The following is a 16,706-nucleotide window of genomic DNA, read 5'->3' as shown; positions in this document are numbered from 1 at the left end:
CAATTGGACTTTGCTAAATTCTTTATTTAACAAATCCTTTTTTCTTATACCAAAATAAAAAATTCCATCACCAAAACTGTCTACAAAACTTAACTCTGATAAATCAACTTGAAGTAATAACACAAATTCTTTTTCTACTTCTTTTAATCTATTTAATTCATCTTCTGAAAGCTGATAATTTAAATCTAAGGATTTTAAAGCCCAATGAAATGTGACAGTACCTTGCAAAGCTTGTGGATTACCGAATAATTGACTTCCTTCACAACCTAACGAGATTTTGTTATAATCATTAATAAATTCCTGTATTTCCTCTATTTCTTCATCTAAATCAATCCCCTCTTGTTCTAGCTCAACCATTTCATAGCTTTGATATGAAGGAAAATTATAATGAGTAAAAAAATTAATATACAGTTCTTCAATTTTCTTTGCGTAATTTGTTTGTTCTTCTAAAGAATCTTTGTTTACAGAAAGGCAAAAAACCTTATAATCTTCTTTTTTTATAGGATAACCTAAATCTTTATTTACATAAAAATAAAGTATACTATCGCTTGGCAAATAGTTATATTCGTCATATAGTCGATATTCTTCCACAGATATTTGACAGAGAAAAATCAAAGATTCATCAACATAATCACACATATCAAAATTTGGAGGAAAAAAAGGGTTCCCACCAAGTTTTGATATTTTTTTTTGCTGACTATGTCTAATCCCTATTGCCGGCTTTATTATATTCGATAATAATGAATAATCATTTACATATTCACTTATCATCAATTTGTCTATAATCTCTTTTAATGACTTATTTGAAGTATTCATAATATATACACTATAAGCTTAAAAAACTAAATCGTTTAAATGAGTATTAGGATTATTTACAATTGCATTTCGAATTGTATCTATAATATTAGTTACTGCATCATAGGCTTCATTAGGTGTTAGATTAGATGGTAACGCATCAAATAATGCTTGAACTCTATCATTATAGAAGTTATGATTAGGCTGATTTCTCCATGCAGCAACAGCAATCCCATTTAGAGCTTCATTCATATGAAAGGCATTACCCGATTTAGCAGCTTGTTGAATTATTTCGCTTGATCTTTTTGCCCATGGTATAATATGATGTGCTTGTAATGCATTACCAACTGCGAGCCCTAAAATTTTTCTCAATTGACCTCTACTCCCAAATTCAATTCCATTAGCCGTAACCTTCCATGCTAATTTAACTTTTGTATTAATATCATTGGCTACATTAATTACTTTTAATCCATATTTTGTAGCTGTACTTCCAATCCCTACAAAAGGTATTGTTGCGGCAAAGCTTAAAGTTGCATTTAAACTATCGCCCTCAATAGTATATAATACACCATTTACAAGATCTGCTGCTTCCCCAACAATTGGAATTAAACCAAAAACGTCTAAGCTTATATGAATAATATCTTTTGTGGCTTCCCATAAACATTTTACTCTAGACCATTCAGGATTGAGCTGCCTTAGCTTTTTGTAGTTTATATAAACCTTTATAGTTAAAAGATTGGGCGGAAAATCAGGTGGTAAGGTTGATAAATCTAGGTCAATATATTGAAATAAAGAACTTGCAAATTCATCAGTAAATAGTTGATTGTCACTATTCTCAAGAAGTAACGTAAGATTAATTAAATCACTTGTATCATTTTGATTTTCATTGTTTATGGCTAAATCAATAATTTCTGTAATAAGGCTAGTTGTTTCCTCATTACAACCATTTGTACTTATAAAATTAGCAATAGACGTTTTTATATCATCAGGCATTGCTAAGGTTGTGTTTAAGAGTAATACATCATAATAAGGGCTATTATTGTATCCTAAACAATCATTGAGCATGGTATTAATATCTAAACTCCCAAAATCTTTTGTTACAATACCATCTAAAGGTAAATCATTACTAGAATCACCATTATTTCCACTCGTACCTCCTGATGATTCATCAGGGTTATCATCTATAGGATCACTTGTTCCACCTCCACTAGAATCAGTAGAGCATAACTCATAAGTGACTACTGTAATAAGTTCGAAACCTCCAGTGCAAGAACAGTTATTACCTAGCCTATGCTGAGGTTCACACTCACAAACCCAAACTTCTTCAGAAAAATGACAAAAAACACTGTCTCCATTAGTAGTTACTTCTAAGCCAGTATCTGGGTCAATAATTTTACTTTTACCGTCATAATCATAAGTAAGATAAAACTCTTCTATATCCTGACCTTTTAAAGCCAAAATATAATTAGTGTTTTTAGAAATATCTTGTGTTTCTGTTTTAAAAGTATAAGTAATGGTTCCTTCTTTTTCTGCAACCAGTACTTCTGTGGAATCTATACTAATAACGTATTTTTCTGATTCTGTAGTGTATAGAGATTGAACGAGAGTAAATTGTTCATTAGAGATTAAACTACTAATATCTGTTTCTCCCAAATCCTTATTTTCAGCTCTATTTTTAAAGTCATTAAAATCTATTGTAGAAAATAGTCCTTTTTGACTCGGTAGCTCTTGGTCAATAGTTTCAACTACGTCTTTCTGACAACCATAAAGTAGAAGTGATATTCCAAAGAATAATATTACAATTTTGAGATAATTTTTTAATTGTTTTTTCTTCATAATACGAACTCGTTTTTAAAATGAATAGATAATTTCTATTAGATTACTATTCTGCAAGTTATAATAGATCTAAAATGAAACAATACGTAGAGTTACGTATTTTTAAAACAATCTTTTACTTAAAACTAGTAGATTATCAGTGATTTTGTACTTTTAATCGATTTTTTAAATTTCTCTGTAATATTTTAAACTCTAAAAAAACGCAATAAAAGCTGTGTTTTATTGCGTTTTTGATATTTAGTTCTTCTTAATATTCTCTATAAATTGGTCAAACAAATAGACCGAATCATTTGGTCCAGGACTTGCTTCTGGATGATATTGTACAGAAAAACAGTTTTTATCTTTAAGTTTTATTCCAGCAACAGTATTATCATTTAAATGCACATGTGTAATTTCTACATTAGCATTAGCTTCAGTTTCTTCTCTACTTATAGCAAAACCATGATTTTGAGACGTGATTTCACCTTTACCTGTAATTAAGTTTTTTACAGGATGATTAATCCCTCTATGGCCATTATGCATTTTGTATGTAGAAATGCCGTTAGCTAAAGCAATAACTTGGTGTCCTAAACAGATTCCAAACAAAGGCTTATTCTTCGCAATAATTTCTTTTGCTACAGCTTGTGCTTCTACTAAAGGTTCTGGATCACCAGGACCATTAGATAAGAAATATCCATCTGGATTAAATGTCTCTAAATCTTGAAATTTAGAATTATATGGAAATACTTTAATGTAAGCATCACGTTTAGCAAGGTTTCTAAGAATGTTCTTTTTAATTCCGATATCCAATGCTGCTATTTTATGTGTTGCATTTTCATCTCCATAATAGTAAGGTTCTTTAGTCGATACTTGAGAAGCTAATTCTAAACCTTCCATAGAAGGAATTTCGGCTAACTGTTTTTTAAGATCTTCTATATTATCTACTTCTGTAGAAATGACAGCATTCATTGCTCCATTATCTCTAATGTAGCTTACCAATGCTCTAGTATCTACATCTGCAATAGCCAAAGTATTATGCTTTTCAAAGAACTCTTCTAAAGACGCATCTGCAGCAGGTCTTGAATATTCGAAACTGAAATTTTTACAAATTAATCCTGCAATTTTAACATCATCAGATTCTACTTCATCTTCTTTAGTTCCGTAATTTCCAATATGTGCATTGGTGGTTACCATTAACTGACCATAATACGAAGGATCTGTAAAAATTTCCTGATAACCTGTTGTACCTGTATTAAAACATACTTCGCCAAAAGCAGAACCTTCTTTCCCAATAGATTTTCCATGGAAAATCGTTCCATCAGCTAATAGAATAAGAGCTTTTTTTCTTTGTTTGTATTTCATGTGTTGTGTTTAAAAGAATTCCTGCTATTACAGAAACAAAGTTTTACAAAATTCCAAAAAAAAAGGATAAACTGAAACAGTTTATCCTTGATATTTATGAATGCTTATTAACATTTATTCTTCTTCGTTTGAAGCTTGAGCCTCCACTGGTGGAGTTGTAGTAGCTTTCTTGCCACCTCTTCTACTTCTACGTGTTGTTTTCTTCTCAGCTTTTCCAGCATTGTAGATTTCGTTGTAATCAACTAATTCTATCATTGCCATATCAGCGTTATCACCTAATCTGTTTCCTAATTTGATGATACGAGTATATCCTCCTGGACGATCTCCAATCTTAGGTGCTACATCTCTAAACAATTCTGCAACAACATCTTTTTGTCTTAGCTTAGCCATAACAATACGTCTGTTGTGTGTAGTATCTGTCTTTGATTTTGTAATCATTGGTTCTACAAACTGCTTTAAAGCTTTAGCTTTAGCTACAGTTGTGTTAATACGTTTGTGCTCTATTAAAGAACAAGCCATATTAGCTAACATAGCTTTTCTATGCGCTGTTTGTCTTCCTAAGTGATTGAATTTTTTTCCGTGTCTCATGACATTTGTTTTACCATCTTGCTACCAAACTCGTAAATCGAGGAGCAAAATATGATTAATTAATCTTTATCTAATTTATATTTACTTAAATCCATTCCGAAGTTAAGACCTTTTACATTCACTAGTTCTTCTAGCTCAGTTAAAGACTTCTTACCGAAGTTTCTGAATTTCATTAAATCATTTTTATTGAATGATACTAAGTCACCTAAAGTATCAACCTCTGCAGCTTTTAAACAGTTAAGTGCACGTACAGAAAGATCCATATCAACTAATTTAGTTTTCAATAGTTGTCTCATGTGAAGTGATTCTTCATCATAAGTTTCAGTCTGTGCAATTTCATCAGCTTCAAGAGTGATACGCTCATCAGAGAATAACATGAAGTGGTGAATTAATATTTTAGCAGCTTCAGTTAAAGCATCTTTAGGGTTAATTGATCCATCAGTTCTAATTTCGAAAACTAATTTTTCATAATCCGTTTTTTGCTCAACACGAAAGTTCTCAATACTGTATTTTACATTCTTTATTGGAGTGTAAATAGAGTCTGTAAAGATTGTTCCGATTGGTGCAGAAGCTTTTTTATTTTCTTCAGCAGGAACATAACCTCTACCCTTTTCGATAGTCAATTCCATATTGATGTTTACTTTTGGATCTAAGTTACAGATTACTAAATCTGTATTTAATACTTGGAAACCAGAAATAAACTTCTGAAAATCACCAGCTGTAATTTGATCTTGTCCAGAAATAGAAATAGTAACAGTTTCGTTATCTATTTCATCAATTTGACGCTTAAAGTTAACTTGCTTTAAGTTCAAAATCATTTCTGTAACATCTTCAACTACTCCAGAAATTGTAGAAAATTCGTGATCTACACCTTCTATTCTAACTGATGTGATTGCAAAACCTTCTAAAGAAGATAGTAATACTCTTCGTAAAGCATTACCAACTGTTAATCCGTATCCTGGTTCTAAAGGTCTGAATTCAAACTTACCTTCAAAGTCAGTTGAATCAATCATGATTACCTTGTCAGGCTTCTGAAAATTTAATATTGCCATATTGTTCTTCGTTTTAATTGTTATTTAGTTGTGCGATTTATAAGTGAAGAATACTAATAAATCCTTTGGCTAAATACCAATGTGATTAATTTATTATTTAGAGTAAAGTTCAACGATAAATTGTTCGTTGATTTGTTCTGGAATTTGAATTCTTGCAGGAACAGAAACATAAGTTCCATTCATTGTATCGTTATTCCAAGTAATCCATTCATAAACATTACTAGAATTAGATAATGAATTTTGAATAGCTTCTAATGATTTAGATTTTTCTCTAACACCTACTACATCACCAGCTTTTAATTGGTAAGAAGGCACATTTACCTTTTGACCATTTACTGTAATGTGTCTGTGAGAGACTAATTGCCTAGCACCACTTCTTGTTGGGGAAACTCCCATTCTGAAAACCACGTTATCTAAACGAGATTCACATAATTGAAGTAATACTTCACCAGTAATACCTTGAGCAGCAGTTGCCTTTTTAAACATGTTTCTGAATTGCTTTTCTAATACACCATAAGTGTATTTAGCTTTTTGCTTCTCCATTAATTGGATAGCATATTCAGATTTTTTTCCACGTCTTTTAGCGTTACCATGTTGACCAGGTGGGTAATTTCTTTTTTCGAAGGCTTTATCATCTCCGAATATAGCTTGTCCGAATTTACGAGCTATTTTTGTTTTAGGACCAGTATATCTTGCCATTTTAAATTTGTTTTGAGAGTGACTATAAAATTAAGGTCTTAATCTTATCCTTCTATAATCGTTAGCCTCTCGATTGATACTTGTTTATTATTTTTCAGTTTGCAAATTTATGCAAAATAAACTAATATCAATACTTTAATGTAATGATATTAGTTTACTAAATATTAGTTAGAATATTCTAGCTAAGTATGAACTAGAATCTGAAACTAGTTCAGATTAAACTCTACGTCTTTTTGGTGGGCGACAACCATTATGTGGTAATGGAGTAACATCAATAATTTCTGCTACTTCGATTCCAGCATTATGTATAGATCTGATAGCAGATTCTCTACCATTACCAGGACCTTTTACGTATGCTTTCACTTTCTTTAATCCAGCTTCTTTAGCAACACCTGCAGCATCTTCTGCAGCTAATTGCGCAGCATAAGGAGTGTTCTTTTTAGAACCTCTAAATCCCATTTTTCCTGCTGATGACCAAGAAATAACGTCACCTTTTTTATTTGTTAAAGAAATGATGATGTTGTTAAAAGATGCTGTGATATGAGCCTCTCCAATTGCATCAACAATTACTTTACGTTTTTTAGTACTTGACTTTGCCATAATTATTTTTAGTTTTTAGTAATAGTTAATAGTCGCTAGAATCCTAAACCGTTAAATTTCAAACAGATTCTTTCCAACGTCTAAAGACTAAAGACTATTTATTATTTAGTTACTTTTTTCTTGTTAGCAACCGTTTTTCTTCTACCTTTTCTTGTACGAGAGTTGTTCTTAGTACGTTGTCCTCTTAATGGAAGACCAGTTCTATGACGAATACCTCTGTAACATCCAATATCCATTAAACGCTTAATGTTTAATTGAATCTCAGAACGTAATTCACCTTCGATTTTAAATGTTCCAACAGCGTCACGGATTGCTCCTATTTCGTCGTCAGTCCAATCTTGTACTTTAGTGCTTTCGTCAACTTTAGCAGTAGCTAAAATTTCTTGTGCTCTACTTCTACCTACTCCGTAGATATAAGTTAAAGAGATCACTCCTCTTTTTTGTTTTGGTATGTCTACACCTGCAATTCTTGCCATAATTACCCTTGTCTTTGTTTGAATCTAGGATTCTTTTTGTTAATAACGTAAAGTCTCCCTTTTCTACGCACTAGTTTACAGTCTGCGCTTCTTTTCTTTACTGATGCTCTTACTTTCATCGTATTAGTATCTATAAGTTATACGAGCCTTCGTTAAATCGTAAGGACTCATTTCTAATTTTACTTTATCTCCTGGTAATAATTTAATGTAATGCATACGCATTTTACCAGAGATGTGTGCAGTCACAATATGACCATTTTCTAATTCAACACGGAACATAGCATTAGATAATGCTTCTATAATTGTACCGTCTTGTTCTATTGCTGCTTGTTTTGCCATAGTATTATATTATTGCGAAACCGCTTTTCTATTTTTACCTGTTTTCATCAAGCCATCATAATGCTTATTTAATAAATAAGAATTAATCTGTTGCATTGTATCAATAGCAACACCTACCATAATTAATAGAGATGTACCACCGAAGAATAATGCCCAACCTTGTTGAACTCCCATTAACTTAACTATAAATGCTGGGAACACAGCAACTAATGCTAAGAAGATAGAACCTGGTAAGGTAATCTGTGACATTATTTTATCTAAATATTCAGAGGTTTCTGATCCTGGACGTATACCTGGAATAAATCCACCACTACGTTTAAGATCATCAGCCATTTTATTAGTTGGTACTGTAATTGCCGTATAGAAATACGTGAATATTATAATTAATAATGCAAAAACAAGATTATACCAAAATCCGAATATATCCGAGAAATTTGTTTGCATCCATTGCCCAGAAGCTGTGTCTTTCAAAAAAGAAGAACCTCCAATAAGGCTAGGAACAAACATAATTGCTTGTGCAAATATTATTGGCATTACCCCAGAAGCATTTAGCTTTAATGGTAAAAACTGACGTGAACCGAATACATTTTTTTCATAACCACCAGAAGCAGTTCTTCTTGCATATTGTACAGCAATCTTTCTAACAGCCATAACCAAGAATACAGAAGCTAATATGATTAAGAACCAAATTACTAATTCTATTAATATCATCATAAAACCACCATTACTACCTTCTAGACGAGAATACATATTCTGAACAAAAGATTGTGGTAATGTTGCAATAATACCAACCATAATTAATAATGAAATACCATTACCAATACCTTTATCTGTAATCTTTTCACCTAACCACATTGCGAATACACAACCGGTTACTAAAATAATTACTGAAGAAAAGTAAAAGATATTCTCATTAAATCCTGGTAATAACATCGCTCCTATTGAAGGTGATCCAGATAAAGAAGGTATCGTTGCTAAATAACCTGGTGCTTGCACTAAACAAATACCTATAGTTAACCAACGTGTAATCTGAGTAATCTTCTTTTGACCACTCGCACCTTCTTTCTGAAGTTTTTGTAAATAAGGAATCGCAATACCCATTAGCTGAACAACAATGGAAGCAGAAATGTAAGGCATAATACCTAATGCAAATACAGATGCATTAGCAAAAGCACCACCTGTAAAAGCATTTAACAATCCTAATAAACCTTCAGATGTTCCAGCTTGTAAACCACCTAGAGCATCGATATTAATACCAGGTAATACAACCTGAGCACCAAAACGATAAACCAATAACAAACCTAAGGTTAGAATAATTCTATCCTTAAGCTCTGTGATTTTCCAAACGTTTTTTAATGTTTCTATTATCTTCATCCTAATATCTTATAAAGTTACAGCTTCACCACCAGCAGCTTCAATAGCAGCTTTTGCCGTAGCAGTAAATTTATGAGCAGTTACTGTTAATTTTGTTTTTAATTCACCTCTACCTAAGATTTTTACTAGCTCGTTTTTACCAGCTAATCCCATTGATACTAGAGATTCGAAATCAACACTACCTTTAATTTTCTTCTCATCTACTAACTTCTGTAATGTATCTAAGTTTACACCTTGATACTCTACGCGGTTAATATTTGTAAATCCAAACTTAGGAACACGTCTTTGTAATGGCATTTGGCCACCTTCAAATCCTAATTTCTTAGAATATCCAGAACGTGACTTAGCTCCTTTATGTCCTCTTGTCGCAGTACCACCTTTACCAGATCCTTGACCACGTCCAATACGCTTTCCTTGATTTTTTACTGAACCTTCTGCAGGTTTTAAATTACTTAAATCCATTTTTAAGTGTATAATTTTAAGCTTCTTCTACAGAAACTAAATGTTCAACTTTCTTAACCATACCAAGGATATTTGGTGTGGCATCGTGCTCTACAACTTGTCCAATCTTTTTTAAGCCTAAAGCTAATAATGTTAGTTTTTGTCTTTTAGTACGATTGATTGCACTTTTTACTTTCTTTACTTTGATCTTTGCCATCTTGTCCTATCGATTATCCGTTAAATACTTTTTCAAGTGAAATCCCACGCTCTCTAGCTACAGACTTAGCATCTCTCAATTGTAATAAAGCATCAAAAGTTGCTTTAACTACGTTGTGAGGATTAGATGATCCTTGAGACTTAGATAATACATCATGTACACCAACTGCTTCAAGAACTGTTCTAACAGCACCACCTGCAATTACTCCTGTACCAGGTGCAGCTGGGATAATGTTAACTCTAGCTCCACCAAACTTACCTTTTTGTTCGTGTGGTAATGTTCCCTTAATGATAGGAATTCTTACTAAGTTTTTCTTAGCATCTTCTATAGCTTTAGCAATTGCTGTTGCAACATCTTTAGATTTTCCTAAACCATGTCCTACAACACCTTCTTCGTTACCTACCACAACAATAGCAGAAAAACCAAATGCTCTACCACCTTTTGTTACTTTAGTTACACGCTGTACTCCAACTAATCGATCTTTTAAATCTAATCCGCCTGGCTTTACTAATTCTGCGTTTTTATATTTTTGATACATAATGTCTTAAAATTTAAGTCCTGCTTCTCTAGCTCCTTCAGCTAATGATTTTACTCTTCCGTGATATAAATAACCACCTCTATCAAAAGAGATAGTTTCAACACCAGCTTTCATCGCTTTTTCAGCAACAGCTTTACCAACTAAGGTAGCCGTTTCTGTTTTGTTTCCTTTAGACTTTGTAATGTCTTTATCTCTTGAAGATGCAGCAGCAATAGTTTTACCAGTTACATCATCTACGACTTGAGCATAAATTTCTTTATTGCTTCTAAAAACAGCTAATCTTGGTCTTGTTTCAGTACCAGATACAACCTTACGGATTCTGCTTTTAATTCTTATTCTTCTTTCGTTCTTTGTCAATGCCATAACTTAATTATTAAGCTGATTTACCTGCTTTTCTTCTAATTTCTTCACCAACAAACTTGATACCTTTTCCTTTGTAAGGTTCTGGTCTTCTAAAACCACGAATCTTTGCAGCTACTTGGCCAACCAATTGTTTGTCAAAAGACGTTAATTTAATAATTGGATTTTTACCTTTTTCTGAAATTGTCTCTATTTTTACTTCTGGAGCGATATCCAAAACAATATTATGAGAAAATCCTACGGCTAAATCTAATTTTTGTCCTTGATTAGATGCTCTGTAACCTACACCAACCATTTCTAGTTCTTTGGTCCAACCTTTAGAAACACCTTCTATCATATTAGCAATTAATGCTCTATAAAGACCATGCTTTGCTCTTAAATCTTTCTTGTCAGAAGCACGCTCTAATGTAACAGTACCGTCTTCTAATTTTATTTTAATCCCTGAATACTCTTGAGTTAATTCACCTAATTTACCTTTAGCGGTAATTAAGTTATCTTTAATCTCAAGTGTTACACCTTCAGGAACTGTTATTGGGTTTTTACCTATTCTTGACATAATTTCCTGTTTTTAGTATACGTAACATAATACTTCACCACCAACGTTTTCTCTTTGCGCTTGTTTACCTGTCATAACCCCATGAGAAGTAGAAACAATTGAAATACCTAAACCATTTAAGATTCTTGGCATTTCGTTAGATGCAGCATATTTACGTAAACCTGGTTTACTGATTCTTTGAATTTTTTTGATGACTGACTCTTTAGTCTCTTTACTGTATTTCAAAGCGATTTTAATCGTTCCTTGTACTGATGAGTCGTCAAACTTATAACTTAAGATAAATCCTTGATCGAATAATATCTTAGTTATTTCTTTTTTTAAGTTAGATGCAGGAATCTCAACCACTCTGTGGTTAGCCATAGTTGCATTTCTAACTCGCGTTAAATAATCCGCTATTGGATCTGTATACATAGTTATTAATTTGCGGTAGCGGTTTTCGACACTATTGTCAAACCTGAAACCAATTTATAATTTTACCAACTTGCTTTTCTAACACCAGGAATTAAACCTTGGTTAGCCATTTCTCTAAACATTACACGAGAAATTCCAAATTGTCTCATATAACCTTTTGGTCTTCCAGTAAGTTTACAACGGTTGTGCATACGTACAGGAGAAGCGTTTTTTGGTAATTTCTGTAATGCTTCATAATCTCCAGCTTCTTTCAAAGCTTTACGTTTTTCAGCATATTTAGCTACCACCTTTGCACGCTTGACCTCACGAGCTTTCATTGATTCTTTAGCCATAATTAATTCTTTTTAAAAGGTAATCCTAGTTCTGTTAATAAAGACTTTGCTTCCTTATCAGTATCCGCAGAAGTCACAAATGTGATATCCATACCAGATATTTTATTGATCTTATCAATATCAATCTCTGGGAAAATAATTTGTTCTACAACACCTAAGCTATAATTTCCACGTCCATCAAAACCAGTAGATTTGATACCGTTAAAATCTCTAACTCGTGGTAAAGCTGAAGTCACTAAACGATCTAAGAACTCATACATTTGCTCTCCTCTTAAAGTTACTTTAACACCAATTGGCATCCCTTTACGTAACTTAAAAGACGCAACATCTTTCTTAGAAATAGTAGCTATCGCTTTTTGTCCAGTTATTTTTGTAACCTCTTCTAATGCGTGATCGATTAATTTCTTATCCGCAACAGCAGCACCAACACCTTTAGATATTACTATCTTTTGAAGTTTAGGTACTTGCATTACATTTTTGTAACCAAATTCTTCGGTAAGAGCAGGAACAACTTTGTCCTTGTACTCTTGTTTTAATCTTGCAACGTAAGCCATAATTAAATTACTTCATTAGATTTTTTTGAAAATCTTACTTTGTTATCGCCATCCATTCTATAACCAACTCTTGTTGCTTCTCCTTTAGAGGTTAACAACGATAAGTTAGACATATGGATTGACGCTTCTTTCTCTACAATACCACCTTGAGGGCTTTGTGCACTTGGTTTAGTATGTTTCTTAACCATGTTCACACCTTCTACGATGGCTTTGTTCTTATCTATTAATACTTTAAGCACTTTACCTTCGGAACCTTTATGGTCTCCAGCAATTACTTGTACTGTATCTCCTGATTTTATTTTAAGCTTTGTCATCTTATTTATCAATTAAAGCACTTCTGGTGCCAATGATACAATTTTCATGAATTGTTTATCACGAAGTTCTCTAGCTACAGGACCAAAAACACGAGTTCCTCTCATTTCCCCTTGAGGTCCTAAAAGCACACATGCATTATCGTCAAATCTAATATAAGACCCATCTGGACGTCTTACTTCCTTTGCTGTACGTACAACAACTGCAGTAGAAACAGCACCTTTCTTGATACTTCCATTTGGTGTAGCATCTTTAACAGATACTACAATTTTGTCTCCTACAGAAGCGTACCTTCTTTTTGTCCCACCTAATACACGGATAGTTAAAACTTCCTTTGCACCAGTATTATCAGCTACTTTTAATCTTGATTCTTGTTGTACCATAATTACTTCGCTCTTTCAATTATTTCTACCAATCTCCAACATTTAGACTTACTTAAAGGTCGTGTTTCCATGATCTTTACAGTATCTCCTTCGTTGCAGTCGTTTGTCTCATCGTGCGCGACATATTTCTTAGTCTTTAACACGAATTTTCCATACATAGGATGTTTTACTTTTTTAACTTCGGCAACAACAATAGATTTCTCCATTTTGTTACTAGTTACTATCCCTATACGTTCTTTTCTTAAGTTTCTTTTTTCCATCTTTCAGCAGAATACAATTATTGTACTTCTCTATTAGTTAATTCTGTTGCTACTCTAGCTACTGTGCGACGTGCAACTCGTAACTGTATTGGATTATCTAAAGGAGATATAGTATGAGCCATTTTCAGGTCCGTATAACTCTTTTTAGTTTCACTAAGTTTCTCTTGTAACTCAGCTGTTGAAAGCTGTTTAATTTCTGATTGCTTCATAATATCTTTCTATTAAGCTTGGTAATCTCTAGCTATGATAAACTTAGTTTTTACTGGAAGTTTCTGTGCTGCTAAACGTAATGCTTCTTGAGCTACGTCTAATGGCACTCCACTTATTTCAAATAACATGCGTCCTGGTCTAACAACAGCTGCCCAATATTCAACGGCACCTTTACCTTTACCCATACGTACTTCAAGAGGTTTCTTTGTGATCGGTTTGTCTGGAAATATTTTAATCCATAACGCTCCTTCTCTTTTCATGTAACGAGTAGCGGCAATACGCGCTGCTTCTATTTGACGTGCAGTTATAAAAGACGACTCTAATGATTTAATACCGAAGGTACCATTTGATAATAAATGACCTCTTCCAGCATTTCCTTTCATGCGGCCTTTTTGCTGCTTACGAAATTTTGTTCTTTTAGGCTGTAACATTTTTTCTTTTCTTTAAAAAATTACTTTCTGCGACGAGATTGGTTCTTGTTTCCACCACGTCCACCTTTACCTTTTTGTTTAGATAGACCAACTAATGGAGATAATTCTCTTTTTCCATATACTTCGCCTTTCATAATCCAAACTTTGATACCCAATCTACCATAAGTAGTATGCGCTTCAACTAGAGCATAATCGATATCAGCTCTAAAAGTAGATAAAGGAATACGTCCTTCTTTATAATGCTCAGAACGTGCCATTTCAGCACCATTCAAACGACCACTAATTTGAATTTTGATTCCTTCTGCGTTCATACGTATAGCTGCAGCGATAGCCATTTTAATTGCACGTCTGTAAGAAATTCTACTTTCTATTTGACGAGCGACACTTGCTGCTACTAAATGCGCATCGAGTTCAGGTCTTTTAATTTCAAAGATGTTCAATTGAACCTCTTTACCAGTAATTTTTTTAAGCTCTTCTTTTAACTTGTCTACCTCTTGGCCACCTTTTCCGATAATAATACCAGGTCTAGCAGTAGTGATAGTAACGGTTACAAGTTTAAGAGTACGCTCTATAATTACTCTACTTACACTAGCTTTAGATAAACGCGCGTGAACGTATTTTCTAATCTTATCGTCTTCGGCAAGTTTATCACCATAATCGTTTCCTCCGTACCAGTTAGATTCCCATCCTCTGATAATTCCTAAGCGATTTCCGATTGGATTTGTCTTTTGTCCCATATCTCTATCTTAGCTTTGTGTTTTGTTTATTGCATCTACAACCACTGTTACGTGATTAGATCTCTTTCTAATTCTATGTGCTCTACCTTGAGGCGCAGGACGTAATCTCTTTAACATAGATCCACCGTCTACTCTAATCTCTTTAATAAAAAGCTTAGCTTCCTCAACATCCGCATCTTCGTTTTTAGCTTGCCAGTTTGCAATTGCAGACATTACAAGTTTTTCTAAACGACGAGACGCTTCTTTAGGACTAAATCTAAGAATCTGAAGAGCTGTTTCTGCCTTTTTACCTCTTACTAAATCCGCTACTAAACGCATTTTTCTTGGTGATGTAGGACAGTTATTTAGCTTAGCAAAAGCAATCTGCTTCTTTTCAGCCTTAATAGCATCCGCCATTTGTTTTTTACGACTTCCCATGATTCTTATTTTTTACCTTTATTCTTAGCACCTGCATGACCTCTAAAAGATCTTGTTGGTGAAAATTCTCCTAATTTGTGACCTACCATATTCTCAGTAACATAAACTGGAACAAATTGACGACCGTTATGAACTGCTATAGTCTGACCAACGAAATCTGGAGAAATCATTGATGCTCTAGACCATGTTTTAATAACTGTCTTTTTGTTAGAAGCTACATTTTCTGCAACTTTCTTTTCTAATTTATAGTGGATATAAGGTCCTTTTTTTAATGAACGTGCCATACTATCTTAATTATTTCTTTCTACGTTCTACAATATATTTATTACTCGCTTTTGTCTTAGAACGTGTTCTGAAACCTTTAGCAGGAATACCGTTTCTAGATCTTGGATGACCACCTGAAGATTTACCTTCACCACCACCCATTGGGTGATCGACTGGGTTCATCACTACTGGCCTTACTCTTGGACGTCTTCCTAACCATCTGCTTCTACCTGCTTTACCAGATACAAGTAATTGATGATCCGAATTAGATACAACACCAATAGTTGCCATACATGTTACTAAAATCATTCTAGTTTCACCAGAAGGTAATTTCACTGTTGCAAATCTACCATCTCTTGCCATTAATTGAGCAAATGCACCTGCACTACGCGCCATAACGGCACCTTGACCAGGACGTAACTCAATACAAGATATGATTGTACCTAAAGGAATTTCACTAAGTGGCATTGCATTTCCAATTTCTGGAGCGATACCTGATTCACCAGACACTATCTTTTGTCCTACTTGCAAACCATTTTGAGCGATAATATAACGTTTCTCACCATCTTGGTAATTTAGTAGAGCAATAAATGCTGTTCTGTTTGGATCGTACTCAATTGTTTTAACTTCCGCTGGAACACCAGTTTTGTTACGTTTGAAATCGATAATACGATACTTCTTCTTATGACCTCCACCTAAATGGCGCATAGTCATTTTTCCTCGATTGTTTCTACCACCAGATCTCTTTTTCGGAGCAAGCAAGCTTTTCTCCGGCTTATCAGTAGTTATGGCATCGAATCCATTTACTACTCTAAATCGCTGAGCTGATGTGATTGGTTTTAATTTTCTTACTGACATTACTTAAATTACATGTTAGTGTATAAATCTATTGTCTCACCTTCCGCCAGTTGTACAATTGCTTTTTTAACAGCATTTGTTTTACCATGTTGAACACCAGTTTTTGTAAACTTGGTCTTTCTATCTGGACGGACATTTATAGTACGAACTTTTTCTACAGAAACTCCATAAGCAGCTTCAACTGCTTTTTTGATTTCTACCTTGTTCGCCTTTGTGTTCACTTGAAATGCATAAGCATTTAACAACTCACTTTGCATGGTTGCTTTTTCGGTGATTATAGGTTTTATTAAGATACTCATCTGTTCTATTTACTTAAGTTCGATTC

29 protein-coding genes are annotated in these 16,706 nt (G+C 33.5%); all 29 read right to left on the bottom strand.

Features of this window, described 5'->3' with window-relative positions; translation table 11 throughout:
• The coding region (locus QZZ53_RS13830) for a DUF1963 domain-containing protein (RefSeq protein ID WP_296385721.1) at positions 1-816 on the bottom strand (816 nt) is incomplete at its 3' end.
• 18 nt (positions 817-834) lie between these two features.
• Positions 835-2,631, bottom strand: a complete 1,797-nt coding sequence (locus QZZ53_RS13825) for an AHH domain-containing protein (protein ID WP_296385719.1) — start codon at positions 2,629-2,631, stop codon at positions 835-837.
• Positions 2,632-2,868: 237 nt separating this feature from the next.
• Entirely contained in the window at positions 2,869-3,972 is a 1,104-nt protein-coding gene (gene carA, locus QZZ53_RS13820; protein ID WP_296385717.1) for a glutamine-hydrolyzing carbamoyl-phosphate synthase small subunit, read from the bottom strand.
• Positions 3,973-4,086: 114 nt separating this feature from the next.
• Complete coding sequence (rplQ, locus tag QZZ53_RS13815) at positions 4,087-4,560, bottom strand: 50S ribosomal protein L17 (RefSeq protein ID WP_296385715.1); 474 nt, start codon at positions 4,558-4,560, stop codon at positions 4,087-4,089.
• Between the two features lie 59 nt (positions 4,561-4,619).
• Complete coding sequence (locus QZZ53_RS13810) at positions 4,620-5,612, bottom strand: DNA-directed RNA polymerase subunit alpha (RefSeq protein ID WP_296385713.1); 993 nt, start codon at positions 5,610-5,612, stop codon at positions 4,620-4,622.
• A 93-nt stretch (positions 5,613-5,705) separates the two neighbouring features.
• Positions 5,706-6,311: a 30S ribosomal protein S4 gene (gene rpsD / locus QZZ53_RS13805; protein WP_296385711.1), complete on the bottom strand. Its 606-nt coding sequence runs from the start codon at positions 6,309-6,311 to the stop codon at positions 5,706-5,708.
• 216 nt (positions 6,312-6,527) lie between these two features.
• Positions 6,528-6,911, bottom strand: coding sequence for a 30S ribosomal protein S11 (gene rpsK / locus QZZ53_RS13800; protein ID WP_296385709.1), 384 nt, complete (start codon positions 6,909-6,911; stop codon positions 6,528-6,530).
• 101 nt (positions 6,912-7,012) lie between these two features.
• Positions 7,013-7,387 (bottom strand): 30S ribosomal protein S13, encoded by a 375-nt coding sequence (gene rpsM / locus QZZ53_RS13795; protein WP_296385708.1) that lies wholly within the window; start codon positions 7,385-7,387, stop codon positions 7,013-7,015.
• A 2-nt stretch (positions 7,388-7,389) separates the two neighbouring features.
• The gene (gene ykgO / locus QZZ53_RS13790) at positions 7,390-7,506 is read right to left on the bottom strand and encodes a type B 50S ribosomal protein L36 (protein ID WP_008269159.1); all 117 of its coding nucleotides are present in this window, start codon (positions 7,504-7,506) and stop codon (positions 7,390-7,392) included.
• Between the two features lie 4 nt (positions 7,507-7,510).
• Positions 7,511-7,726, bottom strand: coding sequence for a translation initiation factor IF-1 (gene infA, locus QZZ53_RS13785; RefSeq protein WP_007094967.1), 216 nt, complete (start codon positions 7,724-7,726; stop codon positions 7,511-7,513).
• 9 nt (positions 7,727-7,735) lie between these two features.
• Positions 7,736-9,100: a preprotein translocase subunit SecY gene (gene secY, locus QZZ53_RS13780; protein WP_296385693.1), complete on the bottom strand. Its 1,365-nt coding sequence runs from the start codon at positions 9,098-9,100 to the stop codon at positions 7,736-7,738.
• Positions 9,101-9,109: 9 nt separating this feature from the next.
• Positions 9,110-9,562 (bottom strand): 50S ribosomal protein L15, encoded by a 453-nt coding sequence (gene rplO, locus QZZ53_RS13775; protein ID WP_296385691.1) that lies wholly within the window; start codon positions 9,560-9,562, stop codon positions 9,110-9,112.
• A gap of 16 nt (positions 9,563-9,578) precedes the next feature.
• A complete protein-coding gene (gene rpmD / locus QZZ53_RS13770) occupies positions 9,579-9,758 on the bottom strand; it encodes a 50S ribosomal protein L30 (protein ID WP_008269164.1) in 180 nt (59 codons plus the stop codon).
• Positions 9,759-9,771: 13 nt separating this feature from the next.
• Complete coding sequence (rpsE, locus tag QZZ53_RS13765) at positions 9,772-10,296, bottom strand: 30S ribosomal protein S5 (RefSeq protein ID WP_296385688.1); 525 nt, start codon at positions 10,294-10,296, stop codon at positions 9,772-9,774.
• 6 nt (positions 10,297-10,302) lie between these two features.
• Entirely contained in the window at positions 10,303-10,659 is a 357-nt protein-coding gene (gene rplR, locus QZZ53_RS13760) for a 50S ribosomal protein L18 (RefSeq protein ID WP_296385686.1), read from the bottom strand.
• Positions 10,660-10,669: 10 nt separating this feature from the next.
• On the bottom strand, positions 10,670-11,212 hold the full coding sequence (gene rplF, locus QZZ53_RS13755; protein ID WP_296385682.1) for a 50S ribosomal protein L6: 543 nt from the start codon (positions 11,210-11,212) through the stop codon (positions 10,670-10,672).
• Positions 11,213-11,224: 12 nt separating this feature from the next.
• Positions 11,225-11,623, bottom strand: a complete 399-nt coding sequence (rpsH, locus tag QZZ53_RS13750) for a 30S ribosomal protein S8 (RefSeq protein WP_296385680.1) — start codon at positions 11,621-11,623, stop codon at positions 11,225-11,227.
• 62 nt (positions 11,624-11,685) lie between these two features.
• The gene (gene rpsN, locus QZZ53_RS13745; RefSeq protein WP_296385678.1) at positions 11,686-11,955 is read right to left on the bottom strand and encodes a 30S ribosomal protein S14; all 270 of its coding nucleotides are present in this window, start codon (positions 11,953-11,955) and stop codon (positions 11,686-11,688) included.
• 2 nt (positions 11,956-11,957) lie between these two features.
• On the bottom strand, positions 11,958-12,509 hold the full coding sequence (gene rplE / locus QZZ53_RS13740) for a 50S ribosomal protein L5 (RefSeq protein WP_296385675.1): 552 nt from the start codon (positions 12,507-12,509) through the stop codon (positions 11,958-11,960).
• A gap of 2 nt (positions 12,510-12,511) precedes the next feature.
• A complete protein-coding gene (gene rplX, locus QZZ53_RS13735) occupies positions 12,512-12,823 on the bottom strand; it encodes a 50S ribosomal protein L24 (RefSeq protein ID WP_296385673.1) in 312 nt (103 codons plus the stop codon).
• Positions 12,824-12,835: 12 nt separating this feature from the next.
• Positions 12,836-13,204, bottom strand: coding sequence for a 50S ribosomal protein L14 (gene rplN, locus QZZ53_RS13730; RefSeq protein WP_008269173.1), 369 nt, complete (start codon positions 13,202-13,204; stop codon positions 12,836-12,838).
• A gap of 2 nt (positions 13,205-13,206) precedes the next feature.
• Positions 13,207-13,464 (bottom strand): 30S ribosomal protein S17, encoded by a 258-nt coding sequence (gene rpsQ, locus QZZ53_RS13725; RefSeq protein WP_092469501.1) that lies wholly within the window; start codon positions 13,462-13,464, stop codon positions 13,207-13,209.
• Positions 13,465-13,481: 17 nt separating this feature from the next.
• A complete protein-coding gene (gene rpmC, locus QZZ53_RS13720; protein ID WP_296385668.1) occupies positions 13,482-13,673 on the bottom strand; it encodes a 50S ribosomal protein L29 in 192 nt (63 codons plus the stop codon).
• Between the two features lie 12 nt (positions 13,674-13,685).
• Positions 13,686-14,105: a 50S ribosomal protein L16 gene (gene rplP, locus QZZ53_RS13715; RefSeq protein ID WP_296385665.1), complete on the bottom strand. Its 420-nt coding sequence runs from the start codon at positions 14,103-14,105 to the stop codon at positions 13,686-13,688.
• A gap of 20 nt (positions 14,106-14,125) precedes the next feature.
• Entirely contained in the window at positions 14,126-14,842 is a 717-nt protein-coding gene (gene rpsC, locus QZZ53_RS13710) for a 30S ribosomal protein S3 (RefSeq protein ID WP_296385663.1), read from the bottom strand.
• Between the two features lie 9 nt (positions 14,843-14,851).
• On the bottom strand, positions 14,852-15,259 hold the full coding sequence (gene rplV, locus QZZ53_RS13705) for a 50S ribosomal protein L22 (protein ID WP_296385660.1): 408 nt from the start codon (positions 15,257-15,259) through the stop codon (positions 14,852-14,854).
• A 5-nt stretch (positions 15,260-15,264) separates the two neighbouring features.
• On the bottom strand, positions 15,265-15,543 hold the full coding sequence (gene rpsS / locus QZZ53_RS13700) for a 30S ribosomal protein S19 (RefSeq protein ID WP_008269180.1): 279 nt from the start codon (positions 15,541-15,543) through the stop codon (positions 15,265-15,267).
• 10 nt (positions 15,544-15,553) lie between these two features.
• Positions 15,554-16,381, bottom strand: a complete 828-nt coding sequence (gene rplB / locus QZZ53_RS13695) for a 50S ribosomal protein L2 (protein WP_296385658.1) — start codon at positions 16,379-16,381, stop codon at positions 15,554-15,556.
• 8 nt (positions 16,382-16,389) lie between these two features.
• Positions 16,390-16,680 (bottom strand): 50S ribosomal protein L23, encoded by a 291-nt coding sequence (gene rplW, locus QZZ53_RS13690; protein ID WP_296385655.1) that lies wholly within the window; start codon positions 16,678-16,680, stop codon positions 16,390-16,392.
• Positions 16,681-16,706: the final 26 nt, after the last annotated feature.

Source organism: Winogradskyella sp., from assembly GCF_016744625.1.
Classification (GTDB): domain Bacteria; phylum Bacteroidota; class Bacteroidia; order Flavobacteriales; family Flavobacteriaceae; genus Winogradskyella.
The sequence above is the reverse complement of the archived record's forward strand: the minus strand, read 5'-3'. Positions and strand labels throughout refer to the sequence as shown.